This window comes from Kitasatospora griseola (assembly GCF_014648555.1).
In the GTDB taxonomy this organism is placed as follows: Bacteria; Actinomycetota; Actinomycetes; order Streptomycetales; family Streptomycetaceae; genus Kitasatospora; species Kitasatospora griseola.
In genome coordinates this window covers 117180-138617 of sequence record NZ_BMRI01000019.1, presented here as the reverse complement: position 1 = coordinate 138617, position 21438 = coordinate 117180, and the positions used below count along the sequence as shown (strand labels likewise).

Genomic DNA, 21438 nt, shown 5'->3' with positions numbered 1-21438 from the left:
TCATGAAACCGAGTCCGTGCCGTGCCAATCAAAACCGGACGGTTAGGGGGATTCCCCTATCGAACACCCTCTGAGCAGACGTCGGCAGTAGGGAGACGAGTGGGCCGGGACGCGACCGCGTTCCGGCCCACCGGGCGTTTCCGGGGCGGGTGGCTAGGCGCGCAGGGTCGGTGGTCCGGCGCGCAGCGGCGGTCAGCGGGCCGGGTCGTCGGTCGGGCGCTCCAGGATCAGGCGACCGGCCCGGTCGAGGACCTCGGCGCGGGTGCGGCCGGGGTGGTCGGCGGCGAGGAAGTGGTTGCCGATGGCGAGGCAGAAGGCGAGCAGGCTGCGGGCCTCGATCTCGTCGGGGTCGGCGCAGAAGCTGCCGATGGCCTCGCGCAGCAGGTCCATGCGCTTGTTGTCCACGCGGCGCAGGCGTTCGGCGACGGCCGGATCGCGGCGGGCCCAGTCACGGACGGCCAGGTCGATGGGGCGCAGGCGGTCGGAGAAGGTGAGCTTCCCGGCGAGGCGGGCCCTGGCGCGGGTGTCCGCGTCCTCGTGCTCGATCCGTTCCAGGACGTCGTCGGTGGCCTCGCGCTCCCAGGCGTCGAGCATCTCGGTCAGCAGGGCGTCGCGGTCGGCGAAGTAGCCGTAGAACCCGCCCTTGGTCACGCCGAGGGACTTGGCCAGCGCCTCGACGCGTACGGCGTCCACGCCGCCCGACGCCAGGGTCTGCAGGCCGGCCCCGACCCACTTCTCGCGCGGTGTGCGCAGTGCGCCCATGGTGTGATCCACCTCATGATCTCCGCCGTTGTGCGGGGGCGTACAACGGGTCTAGTTTCGTTGTACGCCATCGTACAATCCGGGGAGGGCATCACCATGTCGTTCGGTTTCGTCGCCTACCACTACCCGAAGGCCGAGTACGTCGAGGAGTTCGTCGGCCGCTGCCACCGGGTCCGCGAGGTGCTGACCCGGCAGCCGGGATTCCTGCGGGTCGAGGTCTGGGTCACCCCCGAGGGCGACGCCGTCGTCACCACCGGCGAGTTCGAGTCCCCGCAGGCGTTCCAGGGCGCGTTCGCCGCCGTGGCCCACGAGTGCGCCGAGGCGGTCGTGTTCGATGAGCGCGAGGTCAAGCCCCGCCAGGTCCACACCCTGCTGTCGCGTCAGCAGTAGGTCAGCGGGCGGCCCTGTCGCAGGCAGTACTGGGCCGCCCGCAGGTACGTCGCGGCGTAGAAGGCGGCGGGCAGATCCCGCGTCCAGCGCCCCGTCCGACCGGCGAGCGCGTCCGGTTTCCCCGCGACGTCCAGGAACTAGCTGGACACCCCCATGGTCCGGAAGCCGCTGCGGCGAAGGTCCTCGGGCAGTTCCAGGACCGCTGCCAGCCGCTCCGCGAGCGGCAGCAGCCGGTGGGCCGAGAAGACCACCGCCCGGTCGCCGTACGTCGACGGGACCGGAAGCTCGATGACGCCGTCGAACGGCACCGGCACCAGCTCGGTCCAGTCGAGCAGCCCCGCTGCCTCCTCGGGCGCGAGCACCTCGCGGCACAGTGCGCCGAAGGTGCCCATCGGCGGCATCACCTTCTCCTCGAACGGCGCGAACGACGCGACCGAAGCAGCCGGCGGCAGCTGCGGCGGCAGGCCCCGCCGCGCCAACTCCTCGTCGAGGGCGGCTGCGACCGCCCCGCCGAACCACTCCTCGACGTCCGCGCTCACCAGGTGGATCCCCATGCCGCGCACGCCGGCGGGCTCCGCCGACAGGGCCGGTCCGTCGCGGATCCGGGCGGACCGGCTCGGGCGGGCAGCTCTACTCCCCTTGCTGCTGAACACCGTCCAGGTCGTCGGCGTAGTGCTCGATCGCCCGCCGGTAGTCCTGCACGCGCCGGTCGCCGCTGGTGGCGGCGAGTGTCTTCAGCAGCAGGCGAACGGCCTGGCGGCTCTCGCCGCGGTTGTACAGCGCCATGGCCAGGAAGGCCTGGAGGGCGGGATCGTCCGGGAACTCCTCCAGTGCGCAGCCCAGGGTCCGCACGGCCTGCTCGTACCGGCCCAGTACCCGGTAGGTGCTTCCCAGGCCGAGGAACGCGCCGTGGCGGTCCTCGTCGGTCAGGCCCGCCGTGCTCAGGGCGCGTTCGTAGAAGGGGACGGCCTCGGCCTCCAGTTCGAGCACGTCGTGCGCCCAGGCGGTCTGGTAGGCGATCTCGGCATCGTCCGGGTAGCGCTCGGTCAGGAGCAGCAACTGTGTCCGGGCCTGCTCGGCACGACCCTGCTCGCGCAGTTGCACCGCCTGCGCCAGCGCCGCGTCGCGTGGGTGATCACTGTTCATGCCGCACACGCTGACACAGCGCGCCCGGTCAGGAGAAGCCCGGGCCGGTCCGCCGTGGATCGGGGCGGACCGGCCGGGCGGGTCAGGCGAGCAGGGGGACCAGGCCGACGGCGAAGACCGCGTAGAAGCCGGCGGCGACGGCGAGTCGGGCGGGGGTGAGGCGGTGGGCGCGCATGGTGAGCAGCAGGTAGACGATCGCGGCCATGGTCACGAGGCCGGACCACAGCAGGGGGCCGTCGAAGTGCCACTTGGTGAACAGCAGGCCGATGCCGCTGGGGACGGTGGCCTGGATCATCATCGAGCCGGAGACGTTGGCGAGCGCCAGCTTCACCTTGCCCTGGCGGACCCAGATGATCGCGTTCATGATCTCGGGCAGCTCGGTCGCTATCGGGGACAGCAGCAGCGCGGTCACGGTCGCGGACAGGCCGAGCATCGGGCCGATGACGTCGAGCTGGGCGACGAAGTAATGTGCGGCGAAGAAGATCACCACGAGGGTGGCCAGGGTCTGGGCGACGACCGCCCAGGTGTCGGGCGAGGCCTTTTTCGGCTGGATCTTCAGCGCCTCCAGCTCCTCCTCCTCCTCCTCGTCACCGGCCGCCTCGTCGGCGCGGCTCGCCCGGATCTCGCGCCAGAAGTAGGCGGCGTACGCGGCGAAGAACAGGACGCCGAGGGTCGGCTTGAAGGCGAAGGCGACCAGGCCGAGCGAGACCTTCACGAAGAAGATCGGCAGGAACCACTTCTGGTCCTTGGCCAGGCGCCGCATGTCCTTCTCGGTGCCGAGCGCCACCGAGGCCGGCACGAGCGCGGCGCCGGTGGCCAGGGCGGCGGCGCGGTCGCGACGGCGCTTGACGAGCAGCGCCACGCCGGTGATGCCGTAGGCGACGGTGGCCAGCGCGAGGGGGCCGCCCATGGCGGCGCCGACGCCGATGTTCTTCGCCTCTTCGGTGCCGCCGGTGGTCACGGCGACCAGGGTGACCACCGATTCGGGCAGCGCGGTGCCGAACGCGGCCAGGATCGTGCCGACCGCCATCTTTCCGACGTTGAGGCGCTCGCCCAACCACTCCACCGCGTTGACGAACCACTCGCAGGAGAGGTAGATCGCCACCGCGCACACGATGAGCAGAACGAAATGGATCACGGAACTCGTCAGGCCTTCCTGCGCCGACGGGCGTCCGAAAGGCGAGCGACACGGGGGCAGCACGACCTCGGCCCCGCCGACGCGCACAGTCGTCGACACATGGGCCGAAGGTCTCGCCCACCCGCCACCGTCGCCGACGGCGGGCCCGGCCACCGGGAACCCGGCAACGGGCTCCAGCATGTCGACGACCGGTTTGCGGGGCTACTCCCCTTCGCAGCGGCCGAGTCTACCGTCCTCCGCCGCGAGCGGAAGCCATGCCCGTGGCCCCCTCGGACCGGCCCGGTCCGAGGGGGCCACGGGCATGCGATCAGTAGAGCGAGACGCCGTACGCGGCGGCGGCCGCGGTGACCGGCTGGAAGAAGGTGGTGCCGCCGCTGGTGCAGTCGCCGCTGCCGCCGGAGGTCAGGCCGATGGCCTTGCTGCCGTCGTACAGCGGGCCGCCGGAGTCGCCGCCCTCCGCGCAGACGTTGGTCTGGATCAGGCCGCGCACCGTGCTGCCGTCGGAGTAGCGGACGGTGGAGTTCAGCGCGGTGACGGTGCCGCCGTGGGTGCCCGTGGTGGAACCGGTGCGCTTGACGGACTCGCCGACGTACGCGCTGGCCGCCGTGTAGCCGCCCGGGTGGCTGGCCGAGGTGCTGCTGTACTTCACCAGCGCGTAGTCGGTGCCCGGGAAGCTGGAGCCGACGGTGGTGCCGACCGTGGAGGTCTGGCCGGAGTTGCTGTACCAGGTGCTCGCGATGTTGCCGCAGTGCCCGGCGGTCAGGAAGTAGTAGACGCCGCCCTTGACCACGTTGAAGCCCAGCGAGCACCGGTAGCCGCCGCCGTAGATGGCCGCGCCCGCGGACAGCAGCGGGTTGAAGGTGCCGGCGGTGCGCTCGATCTTCAGGTGGGCGGCCTTCGACCCGGCGGCCTTGGTGAGCTCGGCGAGCGCAGCCGGGGTGACGCTGCTGTCCGCCGTCACGACGACCTGGCCGGTGGCCTGGTCGGTGTGCCAGGCGATGCCGTTGACGCCGGTCTGCTCGACCGAGGCGCTGACCTGGGCGAGCGCGGTGGCGTCGGCCACCGGCGCGGCCGCTCCGGCGCTCGGCGCCGCGAGGGCGGTCGCCGCGGCGAGCGCGGCGGCGAGCGCCAGCACCCGGCCGCGGGCGCGGGACGGCGACGTGGGGGTGGTGCGCATGGTCCTCACAGTTCTCCTCCTGGGGTGTGGGGGAGGCCCGGTCAACCGACGGGCCGTGAGGCGCGGGCAGGCGCGATCGCGGGCCGGTCGACTCCCGGCCCTGGTTCTGATCTGCCCCTGACAAGCGCTACCCGGGAGTATTCGCCACCCGGCGGGGCGGCACAAGACCCCGGACCGCACCGGCGCACCGTCAACTCCCGTACGGAAAGGGCGAGTCGAAGGTTTCGACCGAGCGGTCCGAGTCGGCGCAGCGGTCCGCGGTCCGCGGTCGGCGGGCCGCCGTCCGGCCCGCGGCCCGTACGATCGCCGCATGTCACTGCCGCACGCGATCCTCACCGCCCTGCTGGAGAAGCCGTCCTCGGGGCTGGAGTTGACCCGGCGGTTCGACCGGTCGATCGGGTTCTTCTGGTCCGCGACGCATCAGCAGATCTACCGGGAGCTGGGGCGGCTGGAGCGCGAGGGGCTGGTGCGGGCCTCGGGGCCGGGGGCCGGGCGCGGGCAGCGCAAGGAGTACGAGGTGCTGCCGGCCGGGCGGGCGCAGCTGCGCGAGTGGGTCGGGCAGGCGCAGGACCCGAAGCCGATCCGGGACCCGCTGCTGCTGCGGCTGCGCGCCGCGGCGGTGCTCGGCGTGGACGGCCTGGAGGAGGAACTGGCGCGCCACCGGGAGCTGCACCGGGCGCAGTTGGCCGAGTACCTGGAGATCGAGGCGCGGGACTTCCCGCCGGAGCGGGCGGAGACGGAGAACCGCCTGCAGCACGTGGTGCTGCAGGCGGGGATCCAGCTGGAGTCGTTCTGGCTGGCCTGGCTGGACCAGGCGCTGGAAGGGAAGTGACGGTGCGTCAGGCCAGGCGGGCCAGGTAGCCGTTGTCGACCAGCCAGCCGACGTTGATCCGGCTCGGCGCGCCCGGCACCAGCGCGGCGTCGAGCTGGTACTGGAGGCCGAGGCCGGGCTGCCCGAACCACGGGGCGATCGGCCCGGAGTGCACGGTGAACGCCTTGAGCACCCGGTAGTCGTGGTAGTTGCAGCCCGCCGCCGGGTTGCCGTCCAGGCTGGACGGGGGGATCGAGCGGGTGGCGTACGGCAGGCCCTCGGGGGCGAGGAAGGAGCCGTACTCGCTGCCGTAGCGGTCGATGGCCTGGCCGGGCTGGAGGGTGGTGTCGCTCTCGATCGGGGTGCCGTCGGGCAGCAGCAGGTAGCCGTTGGACGGCGGGTACTTCCAGCTGCCGGCCGCGCTGTCGTAGTAGGTGGCCAGGAACTGCTGCTCGCCGAGCAGGCCGGTGCGGAAGTAGCCGATCAGTTGGCGGCCGACCGGGCCGGCGTTGGGCAGCTGGTCGGGGCCGAGCCGGGAGTCGCCGTGCCGGAAGTCGACGGAGCACTCGGTGGTGAGGCCGATCCGCAGCTCGGTCGGGGTCGCGGCGGCCGCGGTGGGCGCGGCGGTGGCGAACAGGGCGACGGCGGCGACGAGCGGGGCGAGGAACTGGCGCAGGCGCACGGACACTCCGGTGGGGGAGGCGGGCAGGAAGGAGGCCGGGGCGCGGAGCTGAGGGTCCGCACCCGAAGGCGTGCATCAGGAAAGCGGAATGTCTGACCTTCAGTCAACTCTGCGTGCCCGATCGACTGCCGAGAGTGTCGGCGTTTCGGTCAGTCCGGGCGGAAGGCTGGCGGGAATAGGTCGGAGTGGCGTCCCGTTGCACCGGGTGGTTGAATGTTGAATCAACCGAGGAGGAGTTGAGCGCGGTGCAGTTCGGCATTTTCAGCGTCGGCGACGTGACCACCGACCCCACCACCGGTCGGACCCCCAGCGAGCACGAGCGGATCAAGGCGATGGTCGCCATCGCGCTCAAGGCCGAGGAGGTCGGCCTTGACGTGTTCGCCACCGGCGAGCACCACAACCCGCCGTTCGTGCCGTCCTCGCCGACCACCATGCTCGGCTACATCGCGGCCCGCACCGAGAAGTTGATCCTCTCCACCTCCACCACGCTGATCACCACCAACGACCCGGTGAAGATCGCCGAGGACTTCGCGATGCTCCAGCACCTCGCGGGCGGCCGGGTGGACGTGATGATGGGCCGCGGCAACACCGGCCCGGTCTACCCGTGGTTCGGCAAGGACATCCGCCAGGGCATCCCGCTCGCCGTCGAGAACTACGCGCTGCTGCACCAGCTCTGGCGCGAGGAGAACGTCGACTGGCAGGGCCGCTTCCGCACCCCGCTGCAGTCCTTCACCTCCACCCCGCGCCCGCTCGACGACACCCCGCCGTTCGTCTGGCACGGCTCCATCCGCAGCCCCGAGATCGCCGAACAGGCCGCCTACTACGGCGACGGCTTCTTCGCCAACAACATCTTCTGGCCCAAGGCGCACTTCCAGCGCCTGGTCGACCTCTACCGGGAGCGCTACGCCCACTACGGCCACGGCACCCCCGAGCAGGCGATCGTCGGCCTCGGCGGGCAGGTCTTCATGCGCAAGAACTCGCAGGACGCCGTCCGGGAGTTCCGCCCGTACTTCGACAACGCCCCCGTCTACGGGCACGGGCCCTCGCTGGAGGAGTTCACCGAGCAGACCCCGCTGACCGTCGGCAGCCCGCAGGAGGTCGTCGAGAAGACCCTGGCCTTCCGCGAGACCTTCGGCGACTACCAGCGCCAGCTGTTCCTGATGGACCACGCCGGCCTGCCGCTGAAGACCGTCCTGGAGCAGCTCGACCTGCTCGGCGAGGAGGTCGTCCCGGTGCTGCGCAAGGAGTTCGCGAAGAACCGCCCGGTCGAGGTCCCCGACGGGCCCACCCACGCCGCGCTGGTGACGGCGCGCGAGAAGGAGCAGGAGGCCGCCGAGTGAGCGCGCTGAAACTGGTCGTGGTGACGGCCGGCCTCTCCGTCCCGTCCTCCACCCGGCTGCTCGCCGACCGCCTGGCCGGCGCCGCCGCCCGCGAACTGGGCGACGCCGGACGGGAGGTGGACCTCCGGGTGGTCGAACTGCGGGAGCTCGCCCGGGACATCGCCGACAACCTGGTCACCGGCTTCCCGCCGCCCGCGCTGCGCGACGCCGTCCGGGCGGTCGAGGAGGCGGACGGCCTGATCGCCGTCACGCCGATCTTCTCCGCCTCGTACAGCGGCCTGTTCAAGTCCTTCGTCGACGTCCTCGACAAGGACGCGCTGACCGGCACCCCCGTGCTGATCGCCGCCACCGGCGGCACGGCCCGGCACAGCCTCGCCCTCGAACACGCGATGCGCCCGCTCTTCGCCCACCTGCGGGCGGTGGTCGTCCCCACCGCGGTCTTCGCCGCCTCCGAGGACTGGGGTGCGAACGGCGCCGACGGCTCGCTGGCCGGCCGGATCGACCGCGCCGCCCGCGAACTCGCGGCCCTGCTGGCCGGACGGCCCGCCGAGAACCGGCAGGTCGAGCAGGTTGTGCCCTTCGAGCAACAACTCGCTGCGCTACGAGCACACTGACGGGCCGCCGAGCCCGTATTTTGCGAACCGACAGCCCCGACAACCAGGAGCAGTGCGCCATGGAACCCCAGGTCACCGACAACACCGAGCAGTCCCGCTTCGAGATCACCACGGACGCCGGGTTGGCCGGATTCGCCGAGTACCAGCTCCGCGACGGCGGGCGGATCGCCTTCGTCCACACCGTCATCGACCCGGCCTTCGAGGGCCAGGGCCTGGGCGGCAAGCTGGCCCGCAGCGTCCTCGACACGGCGCGCGAGCGCGGCCTGGCCGTCCTGCCGTACTGCCCGTTCATCCGGGGCTGGATCGCCAAGCACCCCGAGTACGTCGACCTGGTGCCGGCCGACAAGCGCGCCAAGTTCGACCTCTGACCCGTCGCCGCGGCCGACGGACGGCGGGTGCCGGGGACGAGACCGGCACCCGCTACCGAACTTGACGGAGTGTGCCGGACCGGGACTCACCGTGGACGAAACGTTCCTGCGCAGCTATCGTCGCCCGTCGTGACCTTCTCCATCGTCGCTCGGCACGGCAACGCCTATGGCGTGGCCGTGGCCAGCAAGTTCCTCGCGGTCGGCGCCCTGGTTCCGGCCGCCGAGACCGGCATCGGCGCCCTCGCCACCCAGGCCTGGGCCAACCTCGCCTACCGCCCGCAGGGCCTGGCCATGCTCCGCAGCGGCGCCTCGCCCGCCGACACCGTCGCCGCGCTGCTCGCCGCCGACGACGGGCGGGTGCACCGCCAGCTCGGCGTGGTCGGCCCCGAGAGCGCCGTCAGCTGGACCGGCGAGGAGTGCCTGCCCTGGGCGGGCGGCGTGGCCGGCCCGGACTACGCGATCCAGGGCAACATCCTCACCGGCCCCGAGGTGGTCGCCGACATCGAGTCCGCCTGGCTGTCCTCCGCCGAACTCCCCTTCGCCGAACGGCTGCTGACCGCCCTCGCGGCGGGCGACGCGGCCGGCGGCGACTCCCGGGGCCGACAGAGCGCCGCCCTGTACGTGGTCGAGCCCGGCAAGGGCGTCGGCGGCTGGGGCGACACCTCGCACGACCTGCGCGTCGAGGACCACGCCGACCCGGTCGGCGAACTGCGCCGCCTGCTCGCCCTGCACGAGGTCCTGCACGGCACCCCCGACCCGGCCACGCTGCTCCCGCTGGACGGCGAACTCGCCGACGAGGTCGGCGCCCTGCTCGCCGCGCTCGGCTACGACGACCTGGACCGCTGGGCCGGCGTGGAGAACCTCGAAGGCCGCCTGGTCGAGGGCCGCATCGACCCGCTGGTCCTCGACCACCTGCGCACCGCCGCCGCCGGCTGACCCGGCCGCCACCGCGTCAGATCGTCAACTCCCGTGCAGCGGTGACCTCGTGCAGGTGGACCAGGACGTCGTAGGCCGCGCCGACGGCGAGTTCCCGGAGCGGTGTCGTGAAGGTGGTCCCGGCGTCGTACGTGGGGCGCGGAGTCGCCAGCCAGCCGCGTGCGGCGCCCGGCAGCCCGCGCAGCGGGAGGTAGTAGTCGCGGTGGCGGACCTGGTCGAGGGTGTGCTCGACGCTGCCCGGCGCGGCGGCCGGAACGCCGACGGGACGCCACGCGCCGCCCGGGCCGTCCGCGGTGGTGAGGAACGCGCCCCGGTCGAAGGTGGTGCCGATCGCGGTGTAGCGCGAGCCGAGCGCCTGGCGCAGCTGGGCGCCCTGCGGGAACGGATAGAGCTCCGGCATGGTGGAGGCGTAGCCGGCATGGCCGTTGTGCGCGGAGAGCAGGATGCGGTGGCCGGTCCGCCGCTGCCACCACAGGACGTTGTACGCCATGGCGCGGTCGCGGAGCTGCTCGGCGGCGGCGACCGTCCCAGGGTTGTCGGAGTCCATGGTGAGGAAGGCGAAGGTGTCGGCGATGACGCGGGCGTGCTGCTCGGCCCACGGCTCGCCCACCGAGGAGGCCGACTCGAAGGCCTTTCGGGCGAGTTCGGCGTTGGAGCGACGTTCGGCGAGCGGCCGTCCGAGGTAGCCGACGGCGTCGTCCAGCGGACGCAGCGGCGCGTACAGGTCGGCCAGCCGGGCCGCCTCCTCGGGGTGGCCGGGGCGGACCAGGTCGAGGACGCGCCGGAAGACGCGGTCGCCGAGGCCGGGCAGGCCGAGGTCGTCGCCGAGGAAGTGGACGGGGCGGCCGGGGTGGCGGCGGTTGTGGTCCCGCATCCAGGCGATCAGGTCGGCGAACTCCTCGCGGTGCCAAGGCGATCCGGCGAGGGCGCGGTCGGCGACCCGGCGGGCGTCGCCCTCGCCGCCCTGGAGGAACTCGTCGATCTCCAGGCCGGCGGTCCAGCTCATCTCCAGGGCGAAGACAGTGAAGCCGCGCTCCTCGACCAGGTACCGGAAGATCCGGTGCTTGAGGGCGAAGAACTCGTGGGAGCCGTGGGTGGCCTCGCCGAGGCCCACCACCAGCGAGTCGCCGATCAGGTCGCCGAGCGCCGCCAGGTCGGTGCTGCGGCCGCCCGGCGCGGTGGAGCGCAGCGGGTGCGCGACGGACTCCAACTGCTCCACCACGAGCATCTCATGGCGGTCCGTCCGGTCGGCCGCCGAGGCGGCGGGGAGGCGCAGCGCGGGGACGGCGAGGGCCGCGGTGGTGGCGGCGAGCACGCCGCGCCTGCTGATGCGTCGGTCGGATGCCGTCATGGTCGTGTCTCCCTGTCCGGGCCGCCGGGCGCGACCCCCGTGACGATCATGGTTCGGCGGGACGGCGCGACGCGCTGGGGCGGGCCACCGAACGGGTGCGGGGGAAAGCCCCCGCACCCGACGTACGGCAGGCCTCAGCGCCTACCGGAGCAGCGCCTTGGCGAGGTCCGCCGCCAGGTCGGCCGGGTCCTCCAGGCCGACGGACAGCCGCAGCAGCGCGGGGACGGGCTTGTGCGCGGCGGCGACCGGGCGGTGGGTGAGCGAGGCCGGGTGCTGGATCAGGGTGTCCACGCCGCCGAGCGAGACCGCGTGGGTGATCAGCTCGCAGCGCTCGGCGATCGCCGCGGCGTGCTCGAAGCCGCCCGCCGCCTCGAAGGCCAAGGTGCTGCCGCCGCCGAGGAGTTGGTGTCCGAGCAGCGGGGAGCCGGAGCGGCCGGGGTAGTGCACGGCGGACACCTCGGGCTGTTCGGCCAGCCAGTCGGCGAGCCGGGCGGCGCTCGCCGAGGCGGCGCGGACCCGCAGCGGCAGGGTCTGCAGGCCGCGGTGCAGCAGGTAGCCGGCCAGCGGGTGCAGGACCGCCCCGGTGACGGCGCGCACCCGGCGCAGCCGCTCGGCCCATGCGGCGGTGCAGGCGACCGCGCCGGCCAGCACGTCGCCGTGGCCGCCGATCGACTTGGTCGCGGAGTGCAGCACCAGCGCGGCGCCGAACTCGGCGGGGCGCTGCAACACCGGCGTGGCGAAGGTGTTGTCGACCATCAGCGGTGCGTCGCCGCACTGCCGGGCGATCGCGGCCAGGTCGACCAGATCGAGGGTCGGGTTGCCGGGCGTCTCCACCAGGACCAGTCCGGTGTCCGGCCGGACGGCGTCGGCGACGGTCTCCGGGGTCGCCCAGGTGACCTCGGTGCCGAGCAGCCCGGAGTCCAGCAGGTGGTCCGAGCCGCCGTACAGCGGCCGCACCGCGACCACGTGCCGACGGCCCTCCGCGGCGGCCGCCAGCAGGCAGGCGGTGAGCGCGGCCATGCCGGACGAGAAGGCCACCGCCTGGGCGCAGCCCTCCAGTTCGGCCAGCGCCTGCTCGAAGCGGGCCACGGTCGGGTTCCACAGCCGCTGGTAGACCAGCCCGCCCTCGGCGGGCGGGCGGCCGCCGGTGGCCAGCGCCTGGTAGGCGTCGCCGCCGGCGGCGAGGTCCGGCACCGGGTACGTGGTGGACAGGTCGAGCGGGGGGACGTGCGTGCCGAGGCCGGCGAGGTCGTCGCGGCCGGCGTGCACGGCTCTGGTGTCGAGTCGGCTCATGGCCGTCGATGGTGAACTTGCCGCTGGTCGAAGGCCATAGCGGCAGTCGATCATTCGGCGCGGGCGGACGCGGTCTTGCGGATCTTCGGTACGGGCCGCCACGCTGGGGGCGTGCCGAACATTCCACGGGCCCGTGCGGCGTTGGACGAGACCGACCGGGCGATCGTCCGGGCGCTGCTGGCGAACGCCAGGATGGCCAACAACGCGCTGGCGGAGCTGGTCGGGATCGCCCCGTCCACCTGCCTGACCCGGGTGCGGGCGCTGCGCGAGCGCGGAGTGATCCGCGGCTACCACGCCGAGGTGGACCTGCCGGCCGTCGGCCTGTCGCTGCAGGCGATGATCTCGGTCCGGCTGCGGGCGCACACCCAGGAGCAGAACAGCAGCTTCCGCGCCGCCGCGCCGGACCTGCCCGGGGTGCTGGCGGTCTTCCACATGGCCGGCAGCGAGGACTACCTGCTGCACGTGGCGGTGGCCGACCCGGAGGCGCTGCGCCGCTTCGTGGTGGAGCACCTGACGACCCATCCGGCGGTGGCGCAGACCCGCACCAACCTGGTCTTCGAACGGATCCCCGGCGCCACGCCGCCGATCTGACGTCGGACCGGGCGGGGCCGCGCGGAGTTCCTGGCGGGGGTGGCGAGTTGTGGCCACTGTCCACCATCCGCCGCCGCAGATGGGCCGGTTCGGCCGTACCGTACTGGTTGTCGGCCATCTGTCCGGTTCGTTCGCCGTCCGGTTCGGACGGGCAGGGCTGCCGAGCCCCGACGCGGCCGGACGACGGCGCTTCCCGCTCCGCCCCGGTCGCTGCCCCGCCGTGAAGGGACCGACCATGGCTGTCGCGGACCCACCCCAGACCGTGCGGTACCGCCTGAGCCTGGCGACCGTGCCCGCATCCGTGCCCGAAGCGCGCCGCAGTGCGCGCGCCGAACTGGCCGCCCGCGGCCTGGACGCGGACCATCCGCTGACCGACACCGTGCTGCTGGTGGTCAGCGAACTGGTCACCAACACGGTCCGGCACGCGGCGGTGCGCTCGCCCCGCGCCACCCTCCAACTGGACTTCGAACCGGACCTGTTGACGATCCGGGTGCACGACCGGCACCCGTACTGTCCGCGCCGCCGGGAGGCGCCGCACCCCGACGGCAGCGGCGGTTGGGGCCTGAACCTGGTGCACGAGATGGCGCTGCTGGCCGGTGGCGGCACCGCGACGCTGGCCGATCCGGACGGCGGCGGCAAGACCATGGTGGTGCGGCTGCCGCTCGGCTGAGGCCGTGGTGACCGTCGCGGGGGAGGGGTTGGCGCGGGGCCGGCGCCGTGTCCCGGCGGGCGCCGGTTGGGAAGACGATCGGAGGACGACCCCGCGGCCCCACTCTGCTGCATGCAGTCTGTTATTGCAAGTAAGTCGCAATAAGGCGGGCGAGTGCCCGGGCCGGGCTCAGCGGCGGCGCAGCGCCCCCGGCGCACGCAACGACTCCAGCGACGGATAGCCGTCCACCGCCATCAGCAGATCCGCCTCCGCCAGCAGCGACCGCAGCACGTGCACCACCCCCGCCTCGCCGCCCAGCGCCAGCCCGTACACGTACGGACGGCCCACGCCCACCGCCGTCGCGCCCAGCGCCAGCGCCTTCACCGCGTCCGAGCCGCTGCGCACCCCCGAGTCGAACAGCACCGGCAGGCCGTCCGCCGCCGCGACCACCTCGGCCAGCGACTCCAGCGCCGGCAGCCCGCCGTTCGCCTGCCGGCCGCCGTGGTTGGAGCAGTAGACGCCGTCCACGCCGGCGTCCTTCGCCCGCCGGACGTCCTCCGGGTGGCACAGGCCCTTCAGGATCAGCGGCAGGTCGGTCAGCGAACGCAGCCACGGCAGATCGTCCCAGGTCAGCGGGTTGCCGAAGATCTGCACCCAGTCCATCACCGCGCCCCGCGGATCCCCGTCCGGGTCCTTCAGCCCGGCCCGGAACACCGGGTCCGAGGTGTAGTTCGCCAGGCAGTGGCCGCGCAGCTGCGGGAAGCTGCCGCTGCCCAGGTCGCGCGGCCGCCAGCCGGTCACCCAGGTGTCCAGGGTCACCACGATGCCCTTGAAGCCGGCCGCCTCCGCCCGGTGCACCAGCGACTCCGCGAGCGCCCGGTCGGTCGGCGTGTACAGCTGGAAGAGCCCCGGCGTGTCGCCCAGCTCCGCCGCCACCTGCTCCATCGGGTCCACCGACAGCGTCGACGCCACCATCGGCACCCCCGTACGGGCCGCGGCCCGGGCCGCCGCCAGATCCCCGTGCCCGTCCGGCGCGCACAGCCCCAGCACCCCGACCGGGGCCAGGAACAGCGGCGACGCCAGCTCCAGACCGAACAGGTCCACCCGCAGGTCCCGCTCCTTCGCGCCGACCAGCATCCGCGGCACCAGCCCCCAGCGCTCGAACGCCGCGACGTTCGCCCGCTGGGTGTGCTCGTCGCCCGCGCCGCCCGCCACGTACGACCACACGTCCGGGGCCAGCGTCCGCTCCGCACGCTCCGCCAGGCCCGCGAACGTCATCGGGTACTTGGGCGCGACGCCGAACAGCGCCTCGAAGTAGATCTCGTTCTGGTAGTCGCCGAACTGCGGGGCCATCCGCGCTCCTCAAGGGATTCCTGGGGTGGTGATCGTCGTGGCCGCCACCCTCCATCCGCCACCGGCGGGCGGTCAAGGGCGCGCCGTCACCGGCCTGCCGCGCAGCACCAGGTGGGTCGGGACCGTCTCGGTGCGTGGCGGCGAGTCGTCCCCGTCCAGCCGGGCCAGCGCCAGTCGGAGCGCCGCCGCGCCCAGCTCCGCCGGGGCCTGCGCGACCGCCGACAGCGGTGGATCCAGCACCTCCGCCAGCGGCAGGTCGTCGAACGCCAGCAGCGCCACCTCGCGCCGCCCCGCCCGTCCCAGCGCCAGCACCGCACCCGTCGCCGCGTTCAGATGGGACGCGAACAGCGCCGTCGGCGGGTCCGGCAGCGCGAGCAGCCGCAGCGCCGCGAGTTCGGCGTCCGCCGCCGTCCGGGCCTCCGCGACCAGCGCGTCGGCCGGGGTGACGCCCGCCGCCGCGAACGCCTCCAGGTAGCCCGCCAGGCGCTCCCGGCGGGTGTACAGCTCCGGCGGCAGATCGCCGAGGAACGCCACCCGACGGTGGCCCAGACCCAGCAGATGAGCCACGCCCTCGCGGGCGCCCGCCCGGTTCGAGGACACCACGCAGTCCGCATCCGGCCCCGGCCGGTCCACGAACACCAGCGGCACCCCCGCCGCCCGGGCCTGCGCCGACGCCTCCCCGCCCGTCGCCGGAACCACCAGCAGGACGGCCGTCCGACGCGCAAGGAAAGCGCTTACCACCTCCGTCTCGCGTGCCGGATCACCACCGGAACACCCCAGCAGCACCGTCAACCCGCGGGCCCGCGCCGCCTCCTCCACCCCGCCCGCGAGCGCCCCGAAGAACGGATTGTCCAGATCCGGCACCACCAGCCCCACCGTCGAATCCGGACCGCCCGTGCGAATACTGCGCGCCAGCAGGTTCGGCCGGAAGCCCAGCCGCCGCACCACCGCCTGCACCCGCTCCCGGGTCGCGGCCGCCACCGGCCCGTCCCCGTTCAACACCCGCGAGACGGTCTTCGCGCTCACCCCCGCCTCCCGCGCCACATCGTGCAACGTCGGACGCCGCTCCATCCCCGCTCCCCTCCCGTCCCACTGCTGCACCGACCGTACCGCCGCCCTCCCGGCGGAAGATCCACCGGAGGTAGCCTGGCTGCGGGTGGTGACCATGCGAGGCAGCGACAACCCGACGTCCGGGACGGCGATCCCCGAGGTCCCCTTCGCCGCGCCCCCCGGCGGGCCCGCCGGCGTCGAAGTGATGACCCTCGCCGAACTCCGCGCCCGCCGCGCCACCGCGACCGACCGCACCTTCCACCGCCCCCAGCGGCCCGCCTTCCACCACCTGCTCACCCTCGACCGCGGCACCCTCCACCACACCGTCGACTTCACCGAGCACGCCGTCCACCCCGGCAGCTGGCTCTGGGTCCGACCCGGACAGGTCCAGCAATGGGGCGAGCTCGGCGACGCCGACGGCACCCTCGTCCTCTTCGAACCCGGCTTCCCCGACCCCGCGACGGTCGCCGCCGCCCACCTCGACGACCCCTTTGCCGCCGCCGTCCTGCACACCGCCGGCCCCACCCGCGAGGCGCTGCGCGCCGCGCTCCACCACCTCCACCACGAGTACGCCTCCGGCGCGGACCTGCCCGCCGACATCCACCACGCCCTCCTCCGCCACCTGCTCGCCGCACTCCTGCTGCGCCTCGCCAACCCCGCGACCCCCTGCGGCACCGCCACCGCCGAACCCGGCGAGACCTACCGCCGCTTCCGCCACGCCGTCGAGCACCACTTCACCCGCACCCGCCGCGTCGAGGACTACGCCAAAGCCCTCGGCTACTCGCCCCGCACCCTCTCCCGCGCGACCCTCGCCGCCGCGGGCATCGGCGCCAAGGAATTCGTCGACCGCCGCGTCGTCCTCGAAGCCAAACGCCTCCTCGCCCACAGCGACACCCCCGCCGCCCGCATAGCCGACCACCTCGGCTTCGCCGACGCCGCCAACTTCGCCAAGTTCTTCCACCAACGCACCGGCACCACCCCCATCGCCTTCCGCACCTCCGTCCGGGGCGCCACCGACGACACATAGGCACCGGTGCCTGCGGCGGGCCGGGGCCGGGGAGTTGAGTTCGTTGTGGCGTGGTGTGCCTGCTGCGGGGCGAGGCCTGGTTCGGGGTGCCTTCGACGGCACGTGGTGCTGGTGGCTGCGGCGGGCTGGGGCCGGGGGAGTTGAGTTCGTTGTGGTGCGTGGCGCGGCTCCGGCGGGGCGGGATCTGGTTTGGGGTGCCTTCGACGGCACGTGGGATCGGCGCCTGCGGCGGGTCGGGGTCGGGGGGTTGAGTTCGTTGTAGCGTGGTGTGCCTGCGGCGGGGGGATCTGGTTTGGGGTGCCTTGGACGGCACGTGGCGCTGGTGGTTGTGGCGGGCCGGGGTTGAGGGGTGGCTTTGTCATGGTGTGTGGTGTGCCTGCGGTGGGGTGGAGCCTGATCCGGGGCGTCGCCGACGAGCCGCAATGCCAACGCCTGCGGCGAGGCCAGGCGGAGGCATTGAGTTCGTCGTGGCGCGCCGGCATCGGGGTACGGCACGCTGCGCCTCCGGTGGGAGGTGGTGGGGCATGGGGTCCGGGCATCGCGGACGAGACGTGACGGCAGGCTTGCGGTCCGCGGCCTGCCCTTTCCGCGCAGCTCCTCCGGTCAGCGGCCCAGGGGCGCGGACAAGGCGCAGCGCCGCATGCGCAGCACCTGCTCCGGTTGCCGGCGGGGCGTCCTGGGACGGTAATCGGGAATCCACGTGCCTTCCGCGCGGCAGCGCGAGAGTCGACGACCCTGGCCCGTTCGCCGGCTCCGGCCCTCGGTTGTGTGCGACATTCCGTCGACAATTCGAAGAGGCCCTGACTCACGGGCCCGACCCGCTCCACCTCGCCGAGGTGTTCGGGCTCGACGAGACCGCGATGCGCTACGCGGACTCCGCACGGGCGCTGCTGCAGCAGGCCGCTGAACAGCCACTTCAGTGAACCTCTTTCGTCCTGTGCCGGAGGATGAAATGGGCTGGTCAGCGGGTGTGGTGACGAGGCAGGGCCCCTCGTCGTCGGCGTGGTGATTCCACTCATCACACCGGCGGCCGAAGAGGCCCTGTTGGTTCCGTTTCCTGCCCCGCTCGACGTCCCGCATGGCCACCGCGAACAGTCCCCGCATTACCAGTAGTTCATCCGCGATCACGCCCGGCTGAGAGCCCCCGGCGAACGCGCCTTCGCCCAGTTGAAGCCTGGCGGCTGCTACGACGAGCCAGATGCTCCACCCGCCTCATCAGCACCATCGTCCAAGCCGTCCACACGCTGCTGACCTGCAACTATTCAGGATGTAAGAGGATCACTGAAGAAATCAGGCCGGCCTCCCCACCTATGGCTTCACATCGAGACGCACGAGCGCGCCGATCTCCACGAGTTGGTCCGGCAGTGCCAAGTCGGAAACGCCCATGACCGTGCTGGTGGGCCGGTGCTCCCCGAAGTACTCGGCGTGGAGGCGTGCTGTCGTGTCGAAGTTCTTCCGCAGGTTCCTCACCAGAACCGTGGTCTCCGCTATCTGGCCACGCTCGGCCCCGAATTGCCTCAGCACCAGGTCCAGATTCTCCAGCGTGGTGCGGACCTGCAGTTCGAAGTCGCCGGCACCCACGAAGTTGCCGTGACGGTCATGAGACAGCTGCCCCGACACATAAACCGTGTCACCGACCTGAGTGGCATGCCGAACCCGAATGCCTTCACCTGAGAACTCATGACTCACTCCCTTGATGCAGTGCGCGGGACCGTCAGTTGCAGACAGACCCCTTGCGCATAGGAGTTACGGGTCTGTGCAAACGATGCTCGTCCGGCAGCGCCATCGAAGTATTCTCTGCACGCATAAACACCTTCCAGCAGAGAATGACAGAGGCTCAGTGAAATCTGCTTTACGGTCCACGCCTTTGCTGAGGATGAGCACGCCAGGCACAGTCAGCATCCGCGGCTGATCGGCGGAGACGATGTCAGGGCGAGGGCACACGTTGGGGATTGACCAGCAGACATGGGCGGCCCAGCTGCGGAACGCTTCAGCGGGAGTTATCTCTCCATCGATGAATCTCGCCGCCATCCGGCGCAGAGCGTGGCGCCGCGCCAGGCCCCGATCCGGCAACCGGATCCCGGACTCGCAAGTGCTTGCTCGAACGCGTAAGGAATGTCGCGGGCATCCGCGTTGCGAGGCCAACCGGCGAGCTCGCACAATGTCGGGGTGTCCAGTTCGGCTGCGAGCACCTCAGCAGCGATCATCGGCAGATCTTCCGGGCGTATCTCATCCGCCTGATAACGGCACGCTACCTCACCCAGAGATGTGAGCCCACTCTGCACAGAGGTTTCCGGTTCCGGTGTCGTTCCTTCTGCTCTCATGACTCCTGCGGTGTCAGGACCGTTTCCAGGGAAGGCACCCAGGGGCGGACCCGCTCGGCACCTGCCCCGCGTGTTCGCCTGAACCCGGAAGCCGAACCCACGAGAGCACGACCAGTTCTGCTCGCGCAGCGCTGTGCTCTCGTTCCGGACGGCGGTGGGGCGCTCGGGTGGGTGGGGTCAGAGGGCGGCGCGGATCAGGGCCGCCGTCTCCGCCGCGTGGGCCGCGTCGCGGTAGTGGGTGCGGGGCCAGAAGAAGCCGCGGAGGCCGTCCTTGGGGTTGCGGGGGACGATGTGGGTGTGGAGGTGGGGGACGGACTGGCTGATGCGGTTGTTGGTGGCGACGAAGCTGCCGGCCGCGGCCGTGCCGCGTTCGACGGCGGCGGTCAGCAGGCGGACGCGGGTGAAGTAGGGGCCGGTCTCGGGGGCGGTGAGGTCGGTGAGGGTGGGGACGTGGCGTCGCGGGATCACCAGCAGGTGGCCGGGGAACAGCGGCCGGTGGTCGAGGAAGGCGTGGACGGTGTCGTCGGCGAGGACGGTCTCCACCGGGACCTCGCCGGCGACGACGCGGCAGAACAGGCAGTCCATCGCCCCATCATCGCGGCGGGGACGCGCCGGACCCATCCGGCGCGCCCCGTGACGTGACGTCGCGTCAGGCGTGCTGCCAGGCGGGGGAGGTGGCCAGGTCGATCAACTGCTGCTGGTCGAGCGCGCCCGGCTCGGAGGTGATCCGGTACTCGGGCCCGTACGTCCACAGCTTGACGGTCACCATGGTGTCGTCGGGGAGCAGCGCGTTGGTGATCCACTGGATGCCGGGGGTGCTCTGCGGGACGTCGGGGTACGGGAACTGGAGCTCCTGGAGGAAGTACCGGCTCCCGTCCGGGCTCTGACGGTAGCTCGACGAGCCGCCCGACTGGTTGCGGAACCGGGTGGCGGGGTCGTCGGGGAAGCCGCGCTGCCAGCCGTGTTCGACGGTGACGGTCAGTTGGCTGGCGCGTCCGGCGAAGGACACCGTTCCGCGGGCCCGCCCGGGGGTGTCCTGCGCCTCGGCGCCGGGGTCGAGCGTGGCGCCGGCGGGCAGCGCGGTGCGCAGGGCGGCGAGGACGGCTGCGGCGTCGACCGGCGGGGCCGGTGGCACGGTGGACGCGGGCAGGGCGTCGAAGGCGGGCCGCCAGGCGTCGGAGGTGGCGATGGCGAGGAGGCGTTCCGGCGTCACCGGCGGCTGTTCGCGGGCGGGCTGCCCGGGGGTGCCGTCGGTGCTCTCGCCGGCGAAGACCATCCGGCCGTCGGGGGCGGCGTACATCACCGCCCAGTAGCGGTCGCCTCCCCAGCGCGGGGTCGTGACGGCGGTGACCAGGCGGGAGCCGTCGGGGCGGGTGCTGGACTGGCAGGTGGTGGTGGGCTGGGCCAGGGTGTCGGGGCACTGGAGGGCGGTGGCGTCGGCGATCGGGGTGGCCAGCCGGTTGAGGGACACCGTCACCCGCGCCGGGCCGTGGCCGTCGTCGTAGTCCAGCAGGGTCATCAGCGTCGGGTCGGCGGGAACGGTGTCCTGGGGCTCGGTGACGGTGCCGTCGGTGGGCAGCAGCGAGCGCAGGATGGCGGGCAGGGACGCCCGGCCGAGGGGGGCGGTGCCCGGCGCGGGAGTCGCGGGGGAGCGGTCGGGCAGCAGGGTGAGGGCGCAGCCGGCCGCGGCGACCAGGGCGAGGGTCGAGGCGCCGGCGGTGCGGCGGCGGCGTACCCGGGTGCGGCCGCGGCGTTCGGCGGCGAGGGCGAAGAGCTCGGTGGGCGGTTCGGGGGCGTGGTCGGCGGAGGCCCGCAGGGCGCGGGCGAAGTCCTCTTCGGAAGTCATCGGCAGGCTCCGGAGTGATGGGAAATGCTGAGGGGACGTCAGGGGCGGGCGAGTTCGTCGAACTCGCTGCCGAGGCCGGTGCGCAGGCGGCTGAGGGCGCGGGAGGCACGGGATCGGACGGCGCTCGGGGTGAGCCGCAGGACGGAGGCGGTCTCCTCGACGCCGAGGTCCTCCCAGTAGCGCAGGACGAGCACCGCGCGGTCCTGCTGCGGCAGTTCGGCGAGCGCCTGGAGCAGGGTGAGGCGCAGGGCCGGGTCGACGGCCGGCGCCGCGGATTCGGCGAAGGTGTCGGTGACGTGTTCGCGGCTGCTGCGTCGTCGCCGGTGGCTGAGGAAGGTGTTGACCAGGACGGTGCGGGCGTACCCGGCCGGGTTCTCCATTCGGCAGACCCGCCGCCAGCTGCCGTAGAGCTTGCCGAGCGCCTCCTGGGCGAGGTCCTCGGCGAGGTGGGCGTCGCCGCCGGTCAGCAGGTAAGCGGTGCGTATCAGGTGGCGGCTGCGGGCGGCCGCGAAGTCCCGGAACTCCAGGGGTCCGCCGCCGGCCCCGCTCGTCGTCGTGCTGTCCATGCCCCTCTAACGCGGTGGGACGGC

Annotated in this window: 23 protein-coding genes and 1 pseudogene; 10 read left to right on the top strand and 14 right to left on the bottom strand. The window is 72.8% G+C overall.

Features of this window, described 5'->3' with window-relative positions:
• Positions 1-192: 192 nt before the first annotated feature.
• Positions 193-762: a TetR/AcrR family transcriptional regulator gene (locus IEZ12_RS23520; RefSeq protein ID WP_189274411.1), complete on the bottom strand. Its 570-nt coding sequence runs from the start codon at positions 760-762 to the stop codon at positions 193-195.
• 96 nt (positions 763-858) lie between these two features.
• Here IEZ12_RS23520 and IEZ12_RS23515 point away from each other — a divergent pair, with 96 nt between their 5' ends.
• Positions 859-1152 (top strand): antibiotic biosynthesis monooxygenase family protein, encoded by a 294-nt coding sequence (locus IEZ12_RS23515; protein WP_189274376.1) that lies wholly within the window; start codon positions 859-861, stop codon positions 1150-1152.
• A 137-nt stretch (positions 1153-1289) separates the two neighbouring features.
• On the opposite strand, the gene IEZ12_RS23510 is transcribed toward IEZ12_RS23515, so the two are convergent.
• The 4 genes from IEZ12_RS23510 to IEZ12_RS23495 form a co-directional block, all read right to left on the bottom strand.
• Entirely contained in the window at positions 1290-1715 is a 426-nt protein-coding gene (locus IEZ12_RS23510; protein ID WP_229847862.1) for a hypothetical protein, read from the bottom strand.
• Positions 1716-1782: 67 nt separating this feature from the next.
• Positions 1783-2298, bottom strand: coding sequence for a tetratricopeptide repeat protein (locus IEZ12_RS23505; protein WP_189274374.1), 516 nt, complete (start codon positions 2296-2298; stop codon positions 1783-1785).
• Positions 2299-2380: 82 nt separating this feature from the next.
• Positions 2381-3436, bottom strand: a complete 1056-nt coding sequence (locus tag IEZ12_RS23500) for a sodium:calcium antiporter (RefSeq protein WP_189274372.1) — start codon at positions 3434-3436, stop codon at positions 2381-2383.
• A gap of 307 nt (positions 3437-3743) precedes the next feature.
• Positions 3744-4622, bottom strand: a complete 879-nt coding sequence (locus tag IEZ12_RS23495; RefSeq protein WP_373295520.1) for a S1 family peptidase — start codon at positions 4620-4622, stop codon at positions 3744-3746.
• Between the two features lie 301 nt (positions 4623-4923).
• On the opposite strand from IEZ12_RS23495, the gene IEZ12_RS23490 reads away from it, so the two are divergent.
• A complete protein-coding gene (locus tag IEZ12_RS23490; protein ID WP_189274369.1) occupies positions 4924-5445 on the top strand; it encodes a PadR family transcriptional regulator in 522 nt (173 codons plus the stop codon).
• A 7-nt stretch (positions 5446-5452) separates the two neighbouring features.
• Here the strand turns inward: IEZ12_RS23490 and IEZ12_RS23485 are convergent, their stop codons facing one another.
• Complete coding sequence (locus IEZ12_RS23485) at positions 5453-6106, bottom strand: TNT domain-containing protein (protein WP_229847860.1); 654 nt, start codon at positions 6104-6106, stop codon at positions 5453-5455.
• A gap of 245 nt (positions 6107-6351) precedes the next feature.
• Between IEZ12_RS23485 and IEZ12_RS23480 the strand changes: the two genes are divergently transcribed.
• The 4 genes from IEZ12_RS23480 (at position 6352) to IEZ12_RS23465 (ending at position 9364) form a co-directional block, all read left to right on the top strand.
• Positions 6352-7446: an LLM class flavin-dependent oxidoreductase gene (locus IEZ12_RS23480; protein WP_189274407.1), complete on the top strand. Its 1095-nt coding sequence runs from the start codon at positions 6352-6354 to the stop codon at positions 7444-7446.
• Positions 7443-8060, top strand: a complete 618-nt coding sequence (locus tag IEZ12_RS23475; protein WP_198520568.1) for an FMN reductase — start codon at positions 7443-7445, stop codon at positions 8058-8060. The genes IEZ12_RS23480 and IEZ12_RS23475 overlap by 4 nt, the downstream gene beginning before the upstream one ends.
• A gap of 59 nt (positions 8061-8119) precedes the next feature.
• Positions 8120-8428 (top strand): GNAT family N-acetyltransferase, encoded by a 309-nt coding sequence (locus IEZ12_RS23470; RefSeq protein ID WP_043910909.1) that lies wholly within the window; start codon positions 8120-8122, stop codon positions 8426-8428.
• Positions 8429-8557: 129 nt separating this feature from the next.
• On the top strand, positions 8558-9364 hold the full coding sequence (locus IEZ12_RS23465; protein ID WP_189274367.1) for a DUF1028 domain-containing protein: 807 nt from the start codon (positions 8558-8560) through the stop codon (positions 9362-9364).
• A gap of 16 nt (positions 9365-9380) precedes the next feature.
• On the opposite strand, the gene IEZ12_RS23460 is transcribed toward IEZ12_RS23465, so the two are convergent.
• Together IEZ12_RS23460 and IEZ12_RS23455 are read right to left on the bottom strand one after the other, a co-directional pair.
• Positions 9381-10715: an erythromycin esterase family protein gene (locus tag IEZ12_RS23460; RefSeq protein ID WP_189274365.1), complete on the bottom strand. Its 1335-nt coding sequence runs from the start codon at positions 10713-10715 to the stop codon at positions 9381-9383.
• A gap of 141 nt (positions 10716-10856) precedes the next feature.
• On the bottom strand, positions 10857-12008 hold the full coding sequence (locus tag IEZ12_RS23455) for a trans-sulfuration enzyme family protein (RefSeq protein ID WP_189274363.1): 1152 nt from the start codon (positions 12006-12008) through the stop codon (positions 10857-10859).
• 111 nt (positions 12009-12119) lie between these two features.
• On the opposite strand from IEZ12_RS23455, the gene IEZ12_RS23450 reads away from it, so the two are divergent.
• Positions 12120-12599: an Lrp/AsnC family transcriptional regulator gene (locus IEZ12_RS23450; RefSeq protein ID WP_229847858.1), complete on the top strand. Its 480-nt coding sequence runs from the start codon at positions 12120-12122 to the stop codon at positions 12597-12599.
• Between the two features lie 289 nt (positions 12600-12888).
• Positions 12889-13269 carry an ATP-binding protein gene (locus tag IEZ12_RS23445; RefSeq protein ID WP_161801044.1) on the top strand — a complete coding sequence of 127 codons (381 nt, stop codon included), beginning with the start codon at positions 12889-12891 and terminating at the stop codon, positions 13267-13269.
• Between the two features lie 168 nt (positions 13270-13437).
• Here the strand turns inward: IEZ12_RS23445 and IEZ12_RS23440 are convergent, their stop codons facing one another.
• Both IEZ12_RS23440 and IEZ12_RS23435 read right to left on the bottom strand, forming a co-directional pair.
• Positions 13438-14601 carry an alpha-hydroxy-acid oxidizing protein gene (locus tag IEZ12_RS23440; protein WP_189274361.1) on the bottom strand — a complete coding sequence of 388 codons (1164 nt, stop codon included), beginning with the start codon at positions 14599-14601 and terminating at the stop codon, positions 13438-13440.
• A 72-nt stretch (positions 14602-14673) separates the two neighbouring features.
• Positions 14674-15672, bottom strand: a complete 999-nt coding sequence (locus IEZ12_RS23435; RefSeq protein ID WP_189274359.1) for a LacI family DNA-binding transcriptional regulator — start codon at positions 15670-15672, stop codon at positions 14674-14676.
• Positions 15673-15766: 94 nt separating this feature from the next.
• On the opposite strand from IEZ12_RS23435, the gene IEZ12_RS23430 reads away from it, so the two are divergent.
• Together IEZ12_RS23430 and IEZ12_RS23425 are read left to right on the top strand one after the other, a co-directional pair.
• Positions 15767-16678: a helix-turn-helix domain-containing protein gene (locus IEZ12_RS23430; protein WP_189274402.1), complete on the top strand. Its 912-nt coding sequence runs from the start codon at positions 15767-15769 to the stop codon at positions 16676-16678.
• Between the two features lie 1083 nt (positions 16679-17761).
• Positions 17762-17946, top strand: a pseudogene (locus tag IEZ12_RS23425) (IS5/IS1182 family transposase); the annotation flags it as partial.
• Between the two features lie 40 nt (positions 17947-17986).
• Here the strand turns inward: IEZ12_RS23425 and IEZ12_RS23420 are convergent.
• The 4 genes from IEZ12_RS23420 to IEZ12_RS23405 all read right to left on the bottom strand — a co-directional run bounded on the left by IEZ12_RS23420 (position 17987) and on the right by IEZ12_RS23405 (position 21414).
• Entirely contained in the window at positions 17987-18367 is a 381-nt protein-coding gene (locus IEZ12_RS23420; protein ID WP_229847856.1) for a RidA family protein, read from the bottom strand.
• 812 nt (positions 18368-19179) lie between these two features.
• The gene (locus IEZ12_RS23415; protein WP_189274357.1) at positions 19180-19587 is read right to left on the bottom strand and encodes an HIT family protein; all 408 of its coding nucleotides are present in this window, start codon (positions 19585-19587) and stop codon (positions 19180-19182) included.
• A gap of 64 nt (positions 19588-19651) precedes the next feature.
• Positions 19652-20848, bottom strand: coding sequence for a hypothetical protein (locus IEZ12_RS23410; RefSeq protein WP_189274355.1), 1197 nt, complete (start codon positions 20846-20848; stop codon positions 19652-19654).
• Positions 20849-20886: 38 nt separating this feature from the next.
• Positions 20887-21414 carry a SigE family RNA polymerase sigma factor gene (locus tag IEZ12_RS23405; protein ID WP_189274353.1) on the bottom strand — a complete coding sequence of 176 codons (528 nt, stop codon included), beginning with the start codon at positions 21412-21414 and terminating at the stop codon, positions 20887-20889.
• Positions 21415-21438: the final 24 nt, after the last annotated feature.

Coding starts and splice junctions, on each gene's coding strand:
- IEZ12_RS23520 (WP_189274411.1), bottom strand. CDS start 762: ATGGGCGCACTGCGCACACCGCGCGAGAAGTGGGTCGGGGCCGGCCTG.
- IEZ12_RS23515 (WP_189274376.1), top strand. CDS start 859: ATGTCGTTCGGTTTCGTCGCCTACCACTACCCGAAGGCCGAGTACGTC.
- IEZ12_RS23505 (WP_189274374.1), bottom strand. CDS start 2,298: ATGAACAGTGATCACCCACGCGACGCGGCGCTGGCGCAGGCGGTGCAA.
- IEZ12_RS23490 (WP_189274369.1), top strand. CDS start 4,924: ATGTCACTGCCGCACGCGATCCTCACCGCCCTGCTGGAGAAGCCGTCC.
- IEZ12_RS23470 (WP_043910909.1), top strand. CDS start 8,120: ATGGAACCCCAGGTCACCGACAACACCGAGCAGTCCCGCTTCGAGATC.
- IEZ12_RS23460 (WP_189274365.1), bottom strand. CDS start 10,715: ATGACGGCATCCGACCGACGCATCAGCAGGCGCGGCGTGCTCGCCGCC.
- IEZ12_RS23455 (WP_189274363.1), bottom strand. CDS start 12,008: ATGAGCCGACTCGACACCAGAGCCGTGCACGCCGGCCGCGACGACCTC.
- IEZ12_RS23440 (WP_189274361.1), bottom strand. CDS start 14,601: ATGGCCCCGCAGTTCGGCGACTACCAGAACGAGATCTACTTCGAGGCG.
- IEZ12_RS23435 (WP_189274359.1), bottom strand. CDS start 15,672: ATGGAGCGGCGTCCGACGTTGCACGATGTGGCGCGGGAGGCGGGGGTG.
- IEZ12_RS23430 (WP_189274402.1), top strand. CDS start 15,767: ATGCGAGGCAGCGACAACCCGACGTCCGGGACGGCGATCCCCGAGGTC.
- IEZ12_RS23415 (WP_189274357.1), bottom strand. CDS start 19,587: ATGGACTGCCTGTTCTGCCGCGTCGTCGCCGGCGAGGTCCCGGTGGAG.
- IEZ12_RS23410 (WP_189274355.1), bottom strand. CDS start 20,848: ATGACTTCCGAAGAGGACTTCGCCCGCGCCCTGCGGGCCTCCGCCGAC.
- IEZ12_RS23405 (WP_189274353.1), bottom strand. CDS start 21,414: ATGGACAGCACGACGACGAGCGGGGCCGGCGGCGGACCCCTGGAGTTC.